This is a genomic window from Mycobacterium sp. M23085 (assembly GCF_045343915.1).
GTDB lineage: Bacteria > Actinomycetota > Actinomycetes > Mycobacteriales > Mycobacteriaceae > Mycobacterium.
Genome location: NZ_CP174280.1, coordinates 4,585,747 through 4,601,157, shown reverse-complemented (window position 1 = coordinate 4,601,157; position 15,411 = coordinate 4,585,747). Strand labels below are relative to the sequence as shown.

General features: G+C 67.1%; 12 protein-coding genes and 1 pseudogene. 6 read left to right on the top strand and 7 right to left on the bottom strand.

What is annotated here, in order from left to right:
- Positions 1 to 19 precede the first annotated feature (19 nt).
- Positions 20 to 409: a VOC family protein gene (locus tag ACIUM1_RS21680; protein ID WP_406814601.1), complete on the top strand. Its 390-nt coding sequence runs from the start codon at positions 20 to 22 to the stop codon at positions 407 to 409.
- A 17-nt stretch (positions 410 to 426) separates the two neighbouring features.
- Here ACIUM1_RS21680 and ACIUM1_RS21675 read toward each other — a convergent pair whose 3' ends face one another.
- The 3 genes from ACIUM1_RS21675 to cysD are packed head-to-tail and all read right to left on the bottom strand — an operon-like array spanning position 427 to position 3,740.
- The gene (locus ACIUM1_RS21675) at positions 427 to 912 is read right to left on the bottom strand and encodes an Rrf2 family transcriptional regulator (protein WP_406814600.1); all 486 of its coding nucleotides are present in this window, start codon (positions 910 to 912) and stop codon (positions 427 to 429) included.
- Between the two features lie 57 nt (positions 913 to 969).
- The gene (gene cysC, locus ACIUM1_RS21670) at positions 970 to 2,811 is read right to left on the bottom strand and encodes an adenylyl-sulfate kinase (protein ID WP_406814599.1); all 1,842 of its coding nucleotides are present in this window, start codon (positions 2,809 to 2,811) and stop codon (positions 970 to 972) included.
- A complete protein-coding gene (cysD, locus tag ACIUM1_RS21665; protein ID WP_406814598.1) occupies positions 2,811 to 3,740 on the bottom strand; it encodes a sulfate adenylyltransferase subunit CysD in 930 nt (309 codons plus the stop codon). Before cysD ends, cysC begins: the two co-directional genes overlap by 1 nt.
- A 162-nt stretch (positions 3,741 to 3,902) precedes the next feature.
- On the opposite strand from cysD, the pseudogene ACIUM1_RS21660 reads away from it, so the two are divergent.
- A pseudogene (locus ACIUM1_RS21660) lies at positions 3,903 to 3,998 on the top strand (PaaI family thioesterase); the annotation flags it as partial.
- Between the two features lie 75 nt (positions 3,999 to 4,073).
- Here the strand turns inward: ACIUM1_RS21660 and ACIUM1_RS21655 are convergent.
- Positions 4,074 to 4,562 carry a beta-class carbonic anhydrase gene (locus tag ACIUM1_RS21655; protein ID WP_406814597.1) on the bottom strand — a complete coding sequence of 163 codons (489 nt, stop codon included), beginning with the start codon at positions 4,560 to 4,562 and terminating at the stop codon, positions 4,074 to 4,076.
- Positions 4,563 to 4,775: 213 nt separating this feature from the next.
- Here ACIUM1_RS21655 and ACIUM1_RS21650 point away from each other — a divergent pair, with 213 nt between their 5' ends.
- The 4 genes from ACIUM1_RS21650 to ACIUM1_RS21635 are packed head-to-tail and all read left to right on the top strand — an operon-like array spanning position 4,776 to position 10,195.
- Complete coding sequence (locus ACIUM1_RS21650; protein ID WP_406814596.1) at positions 4,776 to 5,753, top strand: ABC transporter permease; 978 nt, start codon at positions 4,776 to 4,778, stop codon at positions 5,751 to 5,753.
- Positions 5,754 to 5,800: 47 nt separating this feature from the next.
- Entirely contained in the window at positions 5,801 to 6,676 is an 876-nt protein-coding gene (locus ACIUM1_RS21645) for an ABC transporter permease (protein WP_406817801.1), read from the top strand.
- A complete protein-coding gene (locus ACIUM1_RS21640) occupies positions 6,673 to 8,508 on the top strand; it encodes an ABC transporter ATP-binding protein (protein WP_406814595.1) in 1,836 nt (611 codons plus the stop codon). Before ACIUM1_RS21645 ends, ACIUM1_RS21640 begins: the two co-directional genes overlap by 4 nt.
- Complete coding sequence (locus ACIUM1_RS21635; protein ID WP_406817800.1) at positions 8,489 to 10,195, top strand: ABC transporter family substrate-binding protein; 1,707 nt, start codon at positions 8,489 to 8,491, stop codon at positions 10,193 to 10,195. Before ACIUM1_RS21640 ends, ACIUM1_RS21635 begins: the two co-directional genes overlap by 20 nt.
- Here ACIUM1_RS21635 and ACIUM1_RS21630 read toward each other — a convergent pair.
- From ACIUM1_RS21630 to ACIUM1_RS21620, 3 genes are all read right to left on the bottom strand, one after another.
- Complete coding sequence (locus tag ACIUM1_RS21630) at positions 10,182 to 11,426, bottom strand: alpha/beta hydrolase (protein ID WP_406814594.1); 1,245 nt, start codon at positions 11,424 to 11,426, stop codon at positions 10,182 to 10,184. The genes ACIUM1_RS21635 and ACIUM1_RS21630 overlap by 14 nt on opposite strands.
- Before the next feature lie 105 nt (positions 11,427 to 11,531).
- On the bottom strand, positions 11,532 to 14,156 hold the full coding sequence (locus ACIUM1_RS21625; protein ID WP_406814593.1) for an AAA family ATPase: 2,625 nt from the start codon (positions 14,154 to 14,156) through the stop codon (positions 11,532 to 11,534).
- Complete coding sequence (locus ACIUM1_RS21620) at positions 14,153 to 15,304, bottom strand: exonuclease SbcCD subunit D (protein WP_406814592.1); 1,152 nt, start codon at positions 15,302 to 15,304, stop codon at positions 14,153 to 14,155. The genes ACIUM1_RS21625 and ACIUM1_RS21620 overlap by 4 nt, the downstream gene beginning before the upstream one ends.
- Positions 15,305 to 15,411: the final 107 nt, after the last annotated feature.

The following is a 15,411-nucleotide window of genomic DNA, read 5'->3' as shown; positions in this document are numbered from 1 at the left end:
TGGTTGACTGGAAAGAACTATGACCATCAGTTTCAACCACACCATCGTCGCGTCCCGCGACAAACACGAATCCGCGAAGTTTCTCACCGAGCTCTTCGGCCTACCCAGCCCAAAGCCCTTCGGCCACTTCATGGTTGTCGAACTCGAACACGGTGTGAGTCTCGACTACGCGGACGCCCCCGACGGCGCCGACATCCCGCGGCAGCACTATGCGTTCTTGGTGTCGGAGCAGGAGTTCGACACCATTTACGCCAAGATCCAGTCGCGCGGCCTGCAGCACTGGGCCGACCCGGGCGCCAAACGCCCGGGCGAGATCAACCACAGCCACGGCGGGCGCGGAGTCTATTTCCCGGACCCCTCCGGCCACGCCATGGAGATCCTCACCAGCCCGTACGGATCGGCGGGCTGAGCGAGCACGCGCCGCGTTCAGTCGCCGGTGCGCGCCGTGCCGTGCCGCAGGCTTTCCTGCTTGCGGTAGTCATCGGCCAGCTGCGCGACATGCTTGGGCAGGCTACCGGTGGCGACGTCGGCCAGCGTCGTCTCTTCCAGCACCGACCGCATGCTGGCCCGCAGCGCCCGCCACACATCGGTGAGCGCGGCCGTCGGCCCCGAATACGGCAAGTCGCCGAGCCCGATGTCACGGACGCTGGCCAACGGTCCGTCGATGCAGCGCAGCACGTCGGCAATGCTGATGTCTTCGCCGGAGCGGGCCAATTCGTAGCCACCCTCACGACCGCGATGGCTCCGCACCAGCCGGTCGGTGCGCAGGTTGGTCAGGATGTCGACGAGAAATTGCGGCGGAATGCCCTGCGCCTGGGCCAAATCGTCGGTCTTCACCAGCGTTCCGTCGGGCACCGTGGCGAGCTGGATCATCGCCCGCACGGCATACTCCGCCTTCGCCGACATGCGCACTCACAGGATTGTGCCACCCGACGGCGCGATTTCGGCGCAGCCTGGCTGATCTGGCGGCTACCCGCGTGATTCAAGCAGGTCGATGATCCGCTGCGCCTGCTCCTCCACCGTACCGTCCGAGGTCAGCCGCAGGTCGGGGTGCGCCGGCGCTTGATACGGGCTGTCGATGCCGGTGAACTGGGTGATCTCCCCGGCGCGCGCCTTGGCATACAAGCCTTTGGGATCACGCTTTTCGCATTCCTCGATCGGGGTGTCGCAGAACACCTCGATGAAATCGAACCCGGCCTCGGCGTGCACGTTGCGCGCGAATTCGCGTTGCTCGGCCAGCGGACTGATCGCCGGTACCAGCACGACGTTGCCGCAGTCGGCGAGCAGCGCCGCCACATGCGCCAGCCTGCGCAGGTTTTCGGCTCGGTCGGCCATGCTGAAGCCCAAGTCGGCGTTCAACCCATGCCGCAGATTGTCACCGTCGAGAACGTAAGCCAGTGCTCCCTTTTCGAGCAGCTTCTGCTCGACCAGCATGGCCACCGACGACTTGCCGGAACCGGACAAACCGGTGAACCAGACCGTCTTGCCCCGAGGCCGGGCCTCGGCGATCGCGGATGACTTGTGCCGCACCGTGTTCGGGCTCGCGGCCTGCGCCGAAGCATCGCGCAACACCATCCCCGCCGCCACCGTTCCGTTGGTGTGCGGGTCGATGAGGATGAATGACCCCGTGCTGGGGTTGCGGGTGTACTCGTCGAGCAGCAGCGGCACCTGGGTACGCAGCGAGATACGGCCGAGTTCGTTCAGCTGCAACGCCGTTGCTGCCTTGTCCCGATGCAACGTGTTGACGTCGAGCCGGTAGTCGAGCGCCGTCACCTTGGCGTGCGTGGTGCGGGTGGTGTGTTTGATGACGTAATCGCGGCCGGGCTCGAGGGCCGCATTGTCGGCCATCCAGCACACCGTCGCGTCGAACTCCTGCGCGATCCTCGGCTGATTGTGGGTGCGGGCGATCAGATCGCCGCGGGAGATGTCGATCTCGTCGGCCAGGGACAGCGACACGGCCATTGGCGGGAAGGCCTCTTCCACCGGGCCGTTCGGCCCATCGATGGCGGTGATGCGTGTGCGCTTGCCCACCGGCAGCACCACCACTTCATCGCCCGGGCGCATGACCCCGCTCGCGACGGTACCGGCGTAGCTGCGGTGGTCCTGGTGCTCGCGGGTGTGCGGGCGGATGACGTACTGCACCGGGAACCGCACGTCGACCAAGTTGCGGTCACCAGCGATGTACACCTCTTCGAGGTGCGACAGCAGCGCCGGGCCCTCGTACCAAGGTGCCTGGTCCGACTTGGTCACCACGTTGTCACCGTGCAGCGCCGATAGCGGGATGGTGGCCACGTCGTGCACATCCAGGCGTGCGGCGAACGCGTGGAACTCGTCCCGGATCGCCTCGAATTTCTCTCTGTCCCAATCGATCAGGTCCATTTTATTGACCGCGAGGACGATGTGCTGGATGCCCAGCAGGGACGCCAGGAAGGCGTGCCGGCGGGACTGCTCGAGCAAGCCGTGACGCGCATCGACCAACACGATCACCAGTTGAGCGGTCGACGCGCCGGTCACCATGTTGCGGGTGTACTGGATGTGGCCGGGGGTGTCGGCGATGATGAATTTTCGCTTGGGAGTGGCGAAGTAGCGGTATGCGACGTCGATCGTGATGCCCTGTTCGCGCTCGGCGCGCAGGCCGTCGGTCACCAGCGCCAGGTCGGTGTAGTCGTGACCGCGGTCCTTGGACGTCTGCTCCACCGCCGCCCACTGATCCTCCATCACGGCCTTGGAGTCATAGAGCAGCCGACCGATCAGGGTGGACTTGCCGTCGTCGACGGAACCCGCTGTGGCGAGCCTCAATAGCGTTGTCATCAGAAGTATCCCTGCCGTTTGCGGTCTTCCATGCCGGCCTCCGAGATCCGGTCGTCGGCCCGGGTCGCCCCGCGTTCGGTCAGCCGCGACACAGCGGTCTCGGCGATGACCTCGTCGACCGTGGCGGCCTCCGATTCCACGCATCCGGTGCACGTGACGTCCCCGACGGTGCGGAACCGCACGGTCGCCTCGAACACGGGCTCGTCATCGCGCGGCTGCATGTTGCGGTCGACCGCGAGCAACATGCCGTCGCGGCGAAAGACCTTGCGCTGGTGCGCGTAATAGATCGACGGCAGCGCGATGTTCTCGGCGCCGATGTAGGACCAGATGTCGAATTCGGTCCAGTTGGACAGCGGGAACACTCGGATGTGCTCGCCCTTGTGGTGCCGTCCGTTGTAGAGGTTCCACAGCTCGGGCCGCTGCGCCTTCGGGTCCCACTGGCCGAACTCGTCACGGAAGCTGAACACCCGCTCCTTGGCGCGGGCCTTCTCTTCGTCGCGGCGCGCTCCGCCGAATGCCGCGTCGAACCTGTTCTCCCGGATCGCACGCAGCAGCGTGACGGTCTGGATCGGGTTGCGTCCCTGGCGCGGCTCGACGACACGGCCGGCGTCGATGTCTTCCTGAACCGAGGCGACCACCAAGCGCACCCCGTGCTCGGCGACCAACTCGTCGCGGGTGGCGATCACCTCGTCGAAGTTGTGCCCGGTGTCGACGTGCATCACCGGGAAGGGCAACCGCCCGGGACGGAATGCCCGCAGCGCCAGGTGCAGCATGACGATGGAATCCTTGCCGCCCGAGAACAGCAGCACCGGGCGCTCGAACTCCGCGGCCACCTCACGAATGATGTGGATCGCCTCTGCCTCCAGCGAGCGCAGATGACTCAATTCGTACTGTCCGGCGGCGGGAGCCACCTTGACGTCACCGGTCATAGCTTCCTCTGATAAAACATGGTAGAACTGACCATATTTGGCATCTTAACGGTATATAAGACCAGTTCGCGCCAAAGCTGTCAACCGCGGCCGGACAGTTCGGGTCAGAGTCACGGCGGCATTGTTGTGGCCGACGCGAACGCGAAAACATAGGGGGATGAGCGCCACCCCCGAAGCCGCCCGGCCACCCGCGCCGAGCGGTCGCGCCCGCAGGGCACGCTGGTCGCCAAGGCCCTGGCGACCTACAAAGTCGGTTGAGTCCGCGAGCGTAATCCGACCGCGAGCATCCCCGCGGTCGTCCGCCGGGTGGTTACGTTGGTGCCCAACGGTGGATCAGGTGATTTCCTCGAGCTTGCCGGTCGCCACGTCGAAGACGAATCCGCGCGCGGAGACGTGCTTGGTGACGAACGGGCTGCCCTCGATGCGGCGCAGCGACTGGCGGACATCGTCGGCGAGGTCGGCGAAAGCCTCGGCCGCCCAGGGCGGTTTGATGCCCGTCTCCTCTTGGATGCCGCGTTTGAAGTCGTCGTCGGTGAAGGTGAGCATCCCGCAATCGGTGTGGTGAATCAGAATGATCTCCCGCGTCCCCAGCAGGCGTTGGCTGATGGCCAGTGAGCGGATGACGTCGTCGGTGACGACGCCGCCGGCGTTGCGGATGACGTGAGCCTCGCCCTCGTTGAGCCCGAGGATGCGGTAGACGTCGAGCCGAGCGTCCATGCAGGCGACGACCGCGACATGTTTGCCGGGCGGCATCGGCAGCGGTCCGTTGAATGTGCTCGCATATTCGGCGTTGTTGGCTAGGTAATCATCGGTAACCGTCACGCAAGCCTCCTTGGCAGTGTCGCGGCCTGAACCGCGCGGCGTTTGCCACGGCGCGGTACCGCGGTGGATCCTAGCAACCGATCGCACGCGATTCACCGGTGAGAATCAAGCGGATCGGAAACGACACCGAACGCGCCGGGCAACTGCACCGCGCGACGCTGCGCTGCCGGCTCGATAGCCTGTCCCAATGCGACGTGGGGTGTGCGGACGGGCATGACGCGGTTTCTGGCACGCCGGTTGCTCAACTACGTCGTGCTGCTGGCGCTGGCATCGTTTCTGACGTTCTGCCTGACATCGGTGGCCTTCAAGCCGCTGGACAGCCTGTTGCAGCGCAGCCCCCGGCCGCCGCAAGCCGTGATCGACGCCAGGGCGCACACGCTCGGACTGGACGAGCCGATACCGATCCGCTACGCACACTGGGCGTCGCACGCGGTCCGCGGCGACTTCGGCAAGACCGTCACCGGGCAGCCGGTCGGAACGACGCTGTGGCGTCGCGTCGGAGTAACCCTGCGCCTGCTGATCATCGGTTCGCTGGTGGGCACCGTGGGAGGCGTCGCGGCCGGGGCGTGGGGCGCCATCCGCCAGTACCGACTCAGCGATCGCGTGGTCACCATGGTCGCCCTGCTTATTCTCAGCACCCCGACGTTCGTGATCGCCAGCCTGTTGATCCTCGGCGCGCTGCGGGTGAACTGGGCCGTGGGTATGCACGTCTTCGACTACACCGGGGAGACGTCACCGGGCGTGCCGGGCGGGGCCGGCGCACACCTTCTCGACCGGTTACGGCATCTGGTCTTGCCGTCGCTGACGCTGGCCCTGGCCGCCGCCGCGGGATACAGCCGTTACCAGCGCAACGCGATGCTGGACGTCCTCGGCCAGGACTTCATCCGCACCGCGCGCGCCAAAGGGCTTACCCGCCGGCGGGCGCTGGTCAAGCACGGGCTGCGCACCGCGCTGATCCCGCTGGCCACGCTGTTCGCCTACGGGGTGGCCGGGCTGGTGACCGGGGCGGTGTTCGTGGAGAAGATCTTCGGCTGGCACGGCATGGGTGAATGGCTGGTGCAGGGTATAGCGACTCAGGACACCAACATCATCGCGGCGATCACTGTGTTCTCCGGTGCGGTGGTGCTGCTGGCCGGCCTCCTTTCGGACGTGTTCTACGCGGCCCTTGATCCGCGGGTTCGGGTGTCATGACGTCTCAGGCGGATATCGATGGGGCTCATGGCTTTTCGGGGCACGAAGTGGCGGATTTCACCTCACGCCGCACCCTGGTACTTCGGCGGTTCGCCCGCAACAGGTTCGCGGTGGCGTCGCTGGTGTTGTTGGTGCTGTTGTTCGTCGGCTGCTACGCGCTGCCCGCGGTGCTGCCCTATTCCTACGACGACCTCGATTTCACCGCGCTGCTGCAGCCGCCCAACGCGCGCCACTGGCTGGGCACCAACGCGCTGGGGCAAGACCTGCTGGCGCAGATCCTGCGCGGGATGCAGAAGTCGATGCTGATCGGTATCTGTGTCGCGGTGATTTCCACCGGCATCGCCGCCACCGTCGGGGCGATCTCGGGCTATTTCGGTGGCTGGCGCGATCGCGTGCTGATGTGGGTGGTCGACCTGCTGTTGGTGGTGCCCAGCTTCATCCTCATCGCCATCGTGACGCCCCGCATCAAGAACTCGGCCAATGTCTTGATGCTGGTTCTGCTGCTGGCCGGTTTCGGCTGGATGGTCAGCTCGCGCATGGTGCGCGGTATGACCATGAGTCTGCGTGAGCGCGAATTCATCCGGGCCGCAAGGTATATGGGAGTGTCCAGCAGTCGGATCATCGTCGGCCACGTGGTGCCCAACGTGGCTTCCATTCTGATCATCGACGCCGCGCTCAACGTCGCGTCGGCGATCCTGGCCGAAACCGGCCTGAGCTTCCTCGGCTTCGGCATTCAACCACCGGACGTGTCGCTGGGTACGCTGATCGCCAACGGCACCCAATCGGCGACCACCTTTCCATGGGTGTTTCTGTTTCCCGCGGGCGTGCTGGTGCTGATCCTGGTGTGTGCCAACCTCACCGGCGACGGCTTGCGGGATGCGCTCGACCCGGGTAGCGCCGGGCCGGGCGGTGGGGCCCGATGAGTGCGCTGCTCGAGGTGACCGATCTGGCGGTCACCTTCGCCACGGCCGGCGATCCGGTGACGGCGGTGCGCGGTATCAGCTACCGCGTCGAACCCGGAGAAGTCGTCGCCATGGTCGGCGAATCCGGTTCGGGGAAGTCCGTTTCGGCGATGGCGGCCATTGGTCTGCTGCCCGGGTACGCGCAGGTTCGGGGCTCGGTCCGACTGCACGACACCGAACTGCTGGGCCTCGGCGATGACGCGATGTCGCGATTGCGGGGCAAGACGGTCGGCATGGTGTTCCAGGATCCGATGTCCGCGCTGACGCCCGTGTACACCGTCGGTGACCAGATCGCCGAGGCGATCGAGATCCACCAGCCGCAGGTCGGTAAGAGGGCCGCTCGCCGGCGAGCGGTGGAATTGCTGGAGCTGGTCGGAATCACGCAGCCGGAGCGACGCGTCCGCGCGTTTCCACACGAGTTGTCCGGCGGCGAGCGGCAACGGGTGGTCATAGCGATAGCCATCGCCAACGACCCCGACTTGTTGATCTGCGACGAGCCCACCACCGCGCTGGACGTCACGGTGCAGGCGCAGATCCTCGAGGTGCTCAAAACGGCGCGTGACATCACCGGCGCGGGAGTGCTCTTCATCACCCACGACCTCGGTGTGGTGGCCGAGTTCGCCGATCGCGCCCTGGTGATGTACGCCGGCAGGGTCGTCGAATCCGCTTCCGTGCATGACCTTTACCGGGATCGCCGGATGCCCTACACCGTCGGCCTGCTGGGCTCGGTTCCGCGGCTCGACGCCGCACAGGGCACCCGGCTGGTGCCGATCCCCGGTGCGCCACCGCCGCTGGCCAGGCTGGAACCCGGGTGCCCCTTCGCCCCGCGCTGCCCGCTGGCCATCGACCAATGCCGGCTCGAGGAGCCGGAATTGCTCTTCGTCGGCACCGATCACCGGGCGGCCTGCATCCGCACCGATCAGGTCGACGGGCGAAGCGCCGCGGACATCTACGGGGTGAGTACCGAAGCCCACCAACCCGAATCCGCGGACACATCGGTGGTCATTCGCGTGCGCGATCTGACCAAAACCTACCGGCTGACGAAGGGCGTGTTGCGCCGCGGCGCCGGCGAGGTCCGCGCCGTCGACGGCGTCAGCTTCGAATTGCGGCAGGGCCGCACCCTGGGCATCGTCGGCGAGTCCGGCTCGGGCAAGTCGACCACGTTGCACGAGATCTTGGAACTCACTGGGCCAGAATCGGGTTCGATCGAAGTGCTGGGCACCGACGTCACCGCGCTGAATGCGGCGAGCAGGCGATCGCTGCGGCGCGACATCCAGGTCGTTTTCCAGGATCCCGTCGCGTCGCTGGACCCACGGCTGCCGGTGTTCGAGCTGCTCGCGGAGCCCCTGCGAGCCAACGGGTTTGGCAAGAGTCGCACCAATGCGCGCGTCGCGGAGCTACTTGACATCGTGGGGCTGCGCCGCGCCGATGCGGTCCGTTACCCCGCAGAGTTCTCCGGCGGACAGAAACAGCGCATCGGCATCGCCCGGGCGCTGGCCCTGCAACCGAAGATCCTGGCGCTCGACGAACCGGTGTCCGCGCTCGACGTGTCCATCCAGGCCGGGATCATCAACCTGCTGCTCGACCTGCAAGACCGGTTCGGTTTGTCGTATCTGTTTGTCTCTCACGATCTTTCAGTCGTCAAGCATCTCGCGCACGACGTCGTCGTGATGTATGCCGGCGCGATCGTGGAGCAGGGCGACAGCCGACGGGTCTTCGCCGAGCCGCAGCACGAATACACTCGGCGGCTGCTGGCCGCGGTGCCGCAACCGGATCCGGGCCGACGTGTCTAGCCGGGGAAGCAAAGCGGGTGCGGGCACCCGGCTGGCGGCGGCGTTTCTCGCGACAACGCTTGTGCTGTCGGGTTGTTCACCGGCCGTCAACCTGATTCCCGAAACGGGCCACAACGCGCAGATCGGCTCGACGAGCGACATCAACCCCCGCGATCCGGCCACCCTGCAAGACGGTGGCAACCTGCGACTCGCGCTCACCGACTTTCCGCCGAACTTCAACATCTTGCACATCGACGGCAATTCGGCCGACGTCTCCGCGATGATGAAAGCCACCCTGCCGCGGGCTTTCATCATCGGGCCGGACGGCTCGACGACGGTGGACAATGACTACTTCACCAGCATCGAGCTCACCGGCACCGCGCCGCAGGTGATTACGTACACGATCAACCCCAAGGCGGTGTGGTCCGACGGCACGCCGATCACCTGGGAGGACATCGCCAGCCAGATTCACGCCCTGAGCGGTGCCGACAAGAACTTCGAGATCGCCGGCCCGAGCGGCGCCGACCGCGTCGCCTCGGTGACCCGCGGTGTCGACGACCGGCAGGCCATCATGACGTTCGCCAAGCCCTACGCCGAGTGGCGCGGCATGTTCGCCGGCAACGGGATGCTGCTGCCCAAGAGCATGACGGCCACCCCGGATGCGTTCAACAAGGGTCAGCTGGAGGGGCCCGGCCCGTCGGCCGGCCCGTTCGTCGTCTCGTCGCTGGATCGGACCACCCAGCGGATCGTGTTGAGCCGCAACCCGAAATGGTGGGGCGCGCGGCCCCGGCTGGACAGCATCACCTACCTGGTGCTCGACGATGCCGCGCGGTTACCCGCGCTGCAGAACAACACCATCGACGCCACCGGGGTCGGCACCATCGACCAGCTGACCATCGCCCAGCGCACCAAGGGGATCTCGATCCGGCGCGCACCCGCTGCGGCCTGGTCTCACTTCACGTTCAACGGTGCCCCGGGCTCGATCCTGGCCGACAAGGCGTTGCGCGTCGCGGTGGCCAAGGGGATCGATCGGCAGACCATCGCCAAGGTTGTCCAGTACGGCCTCACCAATAACCCGGTGGCGCTGGGCAATCACATCTATGTCGCCGGACAGCAAGGCTATCGGGACAACAGCTCGGTGGTGCCCTACGACCCGGCCGGGGCCAGCCGCGAGCTTGACGCGTTGGGCTGGAAACGGGTAGGGCAGTTCCGGGAGAAGAACGGTCGGCAGCTGGTGATCCGGGATTTGTTCTATGACGCGCAGGGCAGCCGGCAGTTCGCCCAGATCGCCCAGCACAGTCTCGCTCAGATCGGCGTCAAACTCGAGCTCGTCTCCCGATCGGGCAGCGGCTTCTTCACCAACTACATCAACGTCGGGGCCTTCGATATGGCCCAATTCGGTTGGGTTGGGGACGCTTTCCCACTCTCGGCGCTGACCCAGATCTACAAGTCCGACGGGGAGAGCAATTTCGGCAAGATCGGCAGCGAGCAGATCGACGCCGCCATCGAGGGCACGCTGGAAGAACTCGATCCGGGCAAGGCGCAAGCTTTGGCCAATGATCTCGACAAGCTCATCTGGGCAGAGGGATTCAGCCTTCCGCTGACCCAGTCGCCCGGCGATGTCGCGGTGCGCAGCACGCTGGCCAATTTCGGCGCGGCCGGTCTGGCCGACCTCAATTACACCGCCATCGGGTTCACGCGGAGTTGAGCCGCCGCCGTAACCGATTCGGGATCGGCAGGGCGCCCTCGACGACGGCCGCGGCTCCGAGAGCCCTCCACAACAGCCGCACCTCGGGGCGCGGCGGCAGCGCGTCCAGCGCCGACGCCTGTGCGACAAGCCCCTTCAGGTCACCGCGCCGAACCGCGTCGGCACTGGCGAGCGCGACCGGCTCGCGAAAATCCAGTGCGCTGTGCGCCATGTTCGGCAAGCTCAAGAGCACCGCATTGGGCAGTAGCGACGCGACACGTTGCGCGACCGCGGGCGGGGTGATCAGATCGCGGCCTCCGGACACCACCGCGGTGGGCCAGTCGAATTTCGGCATTTCGGCCACCAGGTCATAGGGCTCGTCCTCGAAAGCCACCCGCTGGGTGCGGATTCTACTTTCGGCGACTGCGGGATCGAGCGGCAGGCCGTCGGGTTCGGCCGCGTAGTCCAGCTCGCGGAAAGCGATGCGGCTCACCAGATCTTCTTCGTAGCGATACGGTAGGTTGCTCAGGGTGGTGAAGCGGGACAGTGCCCACCACAGTAATCTCCGGCCATCGAGGAGCAGGTCGAGTTGCCGCTCGAGCAGCTCGGTCCCGCCGTAGCCGTAGATCGTCGCGACGACCTGCGTTGCCGTCGCAGTCATGGCCCCGGCGTCGACCAATTTTCGCATTTTCGGTGCCAGCGAGGCGGTTTCGGGGCTGTCGCCCTTCAGAAGCAGCCGGCGGATCGCCCTGCGCACGATGACGATGTCGTGCCGGGACAGCAACGGCGAATCGAGCACCATGCCCTTTACCCGGTGCGGATGGCGCACACCGACACCGGCAGCGATGTAGGTGCCGTACGAGGCGCCGTAGATGATGGCCGACTCGACATGGGCGTCGTCGAGCACCGCGGCCACGTCATCGACCACCTGGTTCACCGTCATCGATTGCGGGGGCAGATCGGCACCCGAATCGTCGTGACGCGACATCCCCACGCCGCGATGCTCGATCATGATGAGGTCGAGGCCGGCCGCCGCCGCGCGCCGCCGCAGCCCTTTGTACATCTGGATCGATGCCACCCCCGGACCGCCCGGAATGATGACCAGCGGATGGCTGGACTTGCGGCCGGCGCGCACGTAGTACAGATCGAACTCTTCGGCGCTGTGCGGTGAGATCGGCCGGCGCACGGGCCGCACGCCGGGCAGTTCCGCCAACTTCTGCTGTATCCGGTTGCGCTTCGCGGTCATCGTCATTCGTGTTGCCCCACCATGGGCCCATTGTGCAGGGCAGGCACCAGCGCGGCATTGGATCACTGTGAATCACCTTGACCAGCGACATCGGCTGGTCAGCCGCCAGGGCTAGGCGCTGAGATCGATGCGGTGTGCGCCCTTGACACCGTCGTAGCGGTCGGGGCTGCAGGTCAGCACGATCACCTGACCCTGGCTTCCGACCGTGTCGAACAACTCCCCCATCTTGGTCAGCCGGTCCGGGTCGGTGAACCCGAGGGCATCGTCGACCACTACCGGCACGGCGTCCTCCTTGGCAACCAGCGCCGCTCCGGCCAGCCGCGCCAGGATGCCGAGTTGCTCCTTGGCGCCGCCGGATAGGGATTCGTAGGGCACCGTGATGCCGTTCAGCGTGCGGCTACGGATGCACAGGTCGCTGTCGATGTCGACCTCGAAACTCGGGCCGAAGACCGGGCGGCCGAGCCGCTGCAGTTCGGCGCGGTAGGGCTCGACGTAGCGTCGCCGGGTGGTGTCGCGGTGGCGCGTCATGACCGAGCGCAGCAGTTGCGCGGCCCGGGCACGGCGACCCACTTGGCTGTGTTCGGTGGCGGCGTGCTCGCGCTCCGTTTTCGCGGTGTCGAGTTTGCCTTGCCGTCCCTCACTGCCGAATACCGAAAGTTCGATGGTGATCTCGCGCAGCGCGCGGGCGGCTTCCTCGTAGCGCTCGCGCAGCGAGTCGGCTTCCCGCTGGGCATCGGCCAATTCGGTGGCGACCGCATCGGGTTCGGCCGCGGCCAGGGCCTCGGTCAGTTCGGCGACCCGTCGTTGCGCGGCTTGCGCCGCACCCAGCGCCGTGTCGGCGGCGGCCGCGAGTTCGTCGTCGCCGGCCGACGCGCGCTCGGCGGCCAGTCGGCCGGCGGCGGCGTTCAGCTCGGCGCGCTGGGCCTCCAGGGTGTTCTGCAAAACGGTTGCCCGCGTGGATAGTTCGGCGAGTCGGGCGGCGGCGACGGCAGCGGCCTGACGGCGCGCATCACATTCGCTGGATGCCGCCGCGCGGGCCTCCTGGACGGCCGTGAGTTCGGCGCGCGCGGCGTCGATGTCCGTGAGGACGACTTCGGCTTCGGCGGGGTGCTCGGCGCGCAGCTGCGCCAGCCGGGACCGCAGCTCGTCGACCTGTTCGTCACCGCACAGCCCCGCCAGAGTTGCGCCGAGCTGATCACGGGTGCTGTCTAACTCGCGGCGACGCTGGGCGGCGGACCGCGCCGCGGCGAGGTCGGCGACCGCACCGGCCGCCAGCGCTGCAACTAACTCTTCTTGTGCCGCAGCATGTTTGGCGTGGATGTCCAGCGTGGTCGCGCCCGGGGTGACCCTGGCCGCCAGGACGCCGGGGACCTCGACAGCAGTGGGGCCGTCGGCGGTGAACGACCAGCTCTGTCCGGCCGGCAGCCAGACCTGTTGGCCGCCGACGACCAATTGGATGTCTGCGGCGGCGGTGAATTCGATGGCCGCCGATGTCAGCGCCAACTGGTCACCGGTGCGATCGACGGCGGCCGCGGCGTCCTCGATGCGTCGCAGCACCGCCTCGGTGACGGCGATCGTGTTGAGCTCGACGCCGATTCGCTCGCGATCCCGCTCGATGGCGTCGATCTTGGCCAGCCGGGCGGTCAACCGGTCGGCCTGTTCTTGGTTGGCGAGTTGGTCGACCGCGCGCCGCGCGGATTCGGCCCGGTGTTGCAGCTCGGCGAGGGCCTCGATGGCCTGCTGCAGCGCGGCGTCGGACGCCTCGGCCTCCGCATGCGCCGCCGCCTGGGCGGCGACGGCTTGTTGGGCCTGCGTATGCGTCTCCGCGACGGTCCCGGAGCGGGTGTCGATTTCGGTGAGCAGCTGGCGGCGAGCGGAATGCGCGCCGCTCGCCGCGGCGGCCGTGGCGGCCGCGGCCTCGGCGACCAGTTGGGCTTCACGCCGCTGCGCGGTCAGCGCTGCGATCTTGTCGGCGGCTTCCTGCGCGGCCGCAACCCGCGGACCGGCGGCGATACGGCGCTGGGAGAAGTCGGCCACCTGTTCGGTCAACACCGCATGACGAGCCACCCGGTCGTCGACTTCGGCCACCGCCGCCGCACACTCGGCTACCGCGGCCTCGGCGTCGGCCAGCCGGGTGATCGCGGCGGCCCATTCGCCCGTCGGACGCCCGGTCGCGGTGAAGTATCGCCCGTATTCGGCATCGATGCGTTCGATGAGCAGGGGTTCGGTGCCGCACAGCCCCCCGCTGTCGCCGGCGGCGGCCACATCAAGAGCGCGTGAGAGTGCGTCGCATCCGGACAGATCCACCGCGGCGGTCGACGCCGACTGCAGCACCCGCTGGGCGTGCCACAGGTCGCTGTCCACCGTCTCGGCGAGCATCGCCCGGACCCGTTCGTGGGCTTCGTCGCCGGTCAGCTGTTCGCGGTGCGGGCGGACCACCGTCAGCTCCGTCTCGCACTTCTTATGAAACCGCTTACGATAGATGAAACGGTAAGGCCCGCAACTGATTTCGGCGGAGACTTCGGAACCCACGTCGCTGTGGGTGGGCTTGACCTGCTTGACTTCCTTTTTCGTCGAGCGGTCCCGGGCTTCCAGCAGCAGGTCCAGGGCTTCGATCATCGACGACTTGCCGATCTCGTTGGCGCCGTACACCACCACGACGCCGTGGTCGGGGAGTTCTATTTCCCGGTGCGAAATGCCCCGGTAGTTCGTCAGGGTCAACCGGTGCAGCTTCACGCCGCGCCCCGGTCGGTGAGGCGCAGGAGTAGCGCCAGCGCCGCCTGCGCGTCGACGGCCGTCGCGCAGTCCTCCTCGCGCGCCGTCGCCACCAATTCGTCAACCGCCGCGGCGGCAAAACCGCCGATGCCGAGATCGCTGAACTCGCCGTCGGCCGGGATCACCGCCAAATCGGTGTGACGTTCCCACAGGCCCAACCACGCGAACAACCGGGCGTATTTATCCAGGCAAGCGTCCAGCGCCGCGCGGTCGGTGACCGTCAGCGAGCCGGTCAGCGCCAGGCGCACCACGGTTCGGTCCTTCTCGGTCATCAGGTCCAGGTTCATGTCGAGATCGGCGATGTCGCGGCTGGTGTCGACTTGCCGGTGCATCGTGACGAACCGCCAGGTTCCGACGCGTCGTGGGGTCACAGTGACCGCGCGCCGCGGGTCGGCTTCGTCGATGTCGACGATCAGGACATGGCCTGGGTCGGATTCGATGTCGTCGAAGTTGGTGACTTCCGGGGAGCCGGAGTACCACACCCGGCCGCTGCCGCCGACCGGGGTGCGCGAGTGCTTGTCCCCCAGCGCCACGTAGTGCACCGCACCGCGGGTCAGCGCGTCGTCAATCGTGGCGAGCCGGATCAGCGAGGGCTTGTCCCGATCGGGATCCAAGACGTCGACACCGCCGTGTGCGACGAGGATTCGGGTGCCGCCAGCGGCGGGCAGGCCGTTGAGGACGCCGGCGACCAGGTCGGTGGTCGGCACCTTCGACCGCCACGGCGCGGCGACGATCTCCACCCCGGGGCGCACCTGATGCACGCCGGCCTGATCGAGCACCACCACGTTGTCGGGACGCTCGGCGGTGAACAGCGCGCTGGTGTACACCGATGCGGCGTCCAGGGGATCATGGTTGCCCGGCAGCAGGTACACCGGAATTCCGATGGCGCGCATGGCTTCCAGCGATTGCCCGATCACCTTCGGCGGGAGTTGATTGTGTTCGAAGACGTCGCCTGACACGACGACGAACTCGGCGTCCACTTCCGCCGCCAGCTCGCCCAGACCGGCGACCGCGTCGCGGCGCGCCGCTGAATAGCGCGGCCGTGCGTCGCCGGCGAGGAAGTGCCGGGTCATGCCCAGCTGCCAGTCGGCGGTGTGCAGGAATCGCATGCCGGCGACCCCCTTTCGAAGTGCGTGTTTACCGGGGCATCGCGAGTTTAGGTCTGCGCACCGACAAGACGCGGGACCTCGACCGGCAGGTCTCGGTCCAAGAAGTC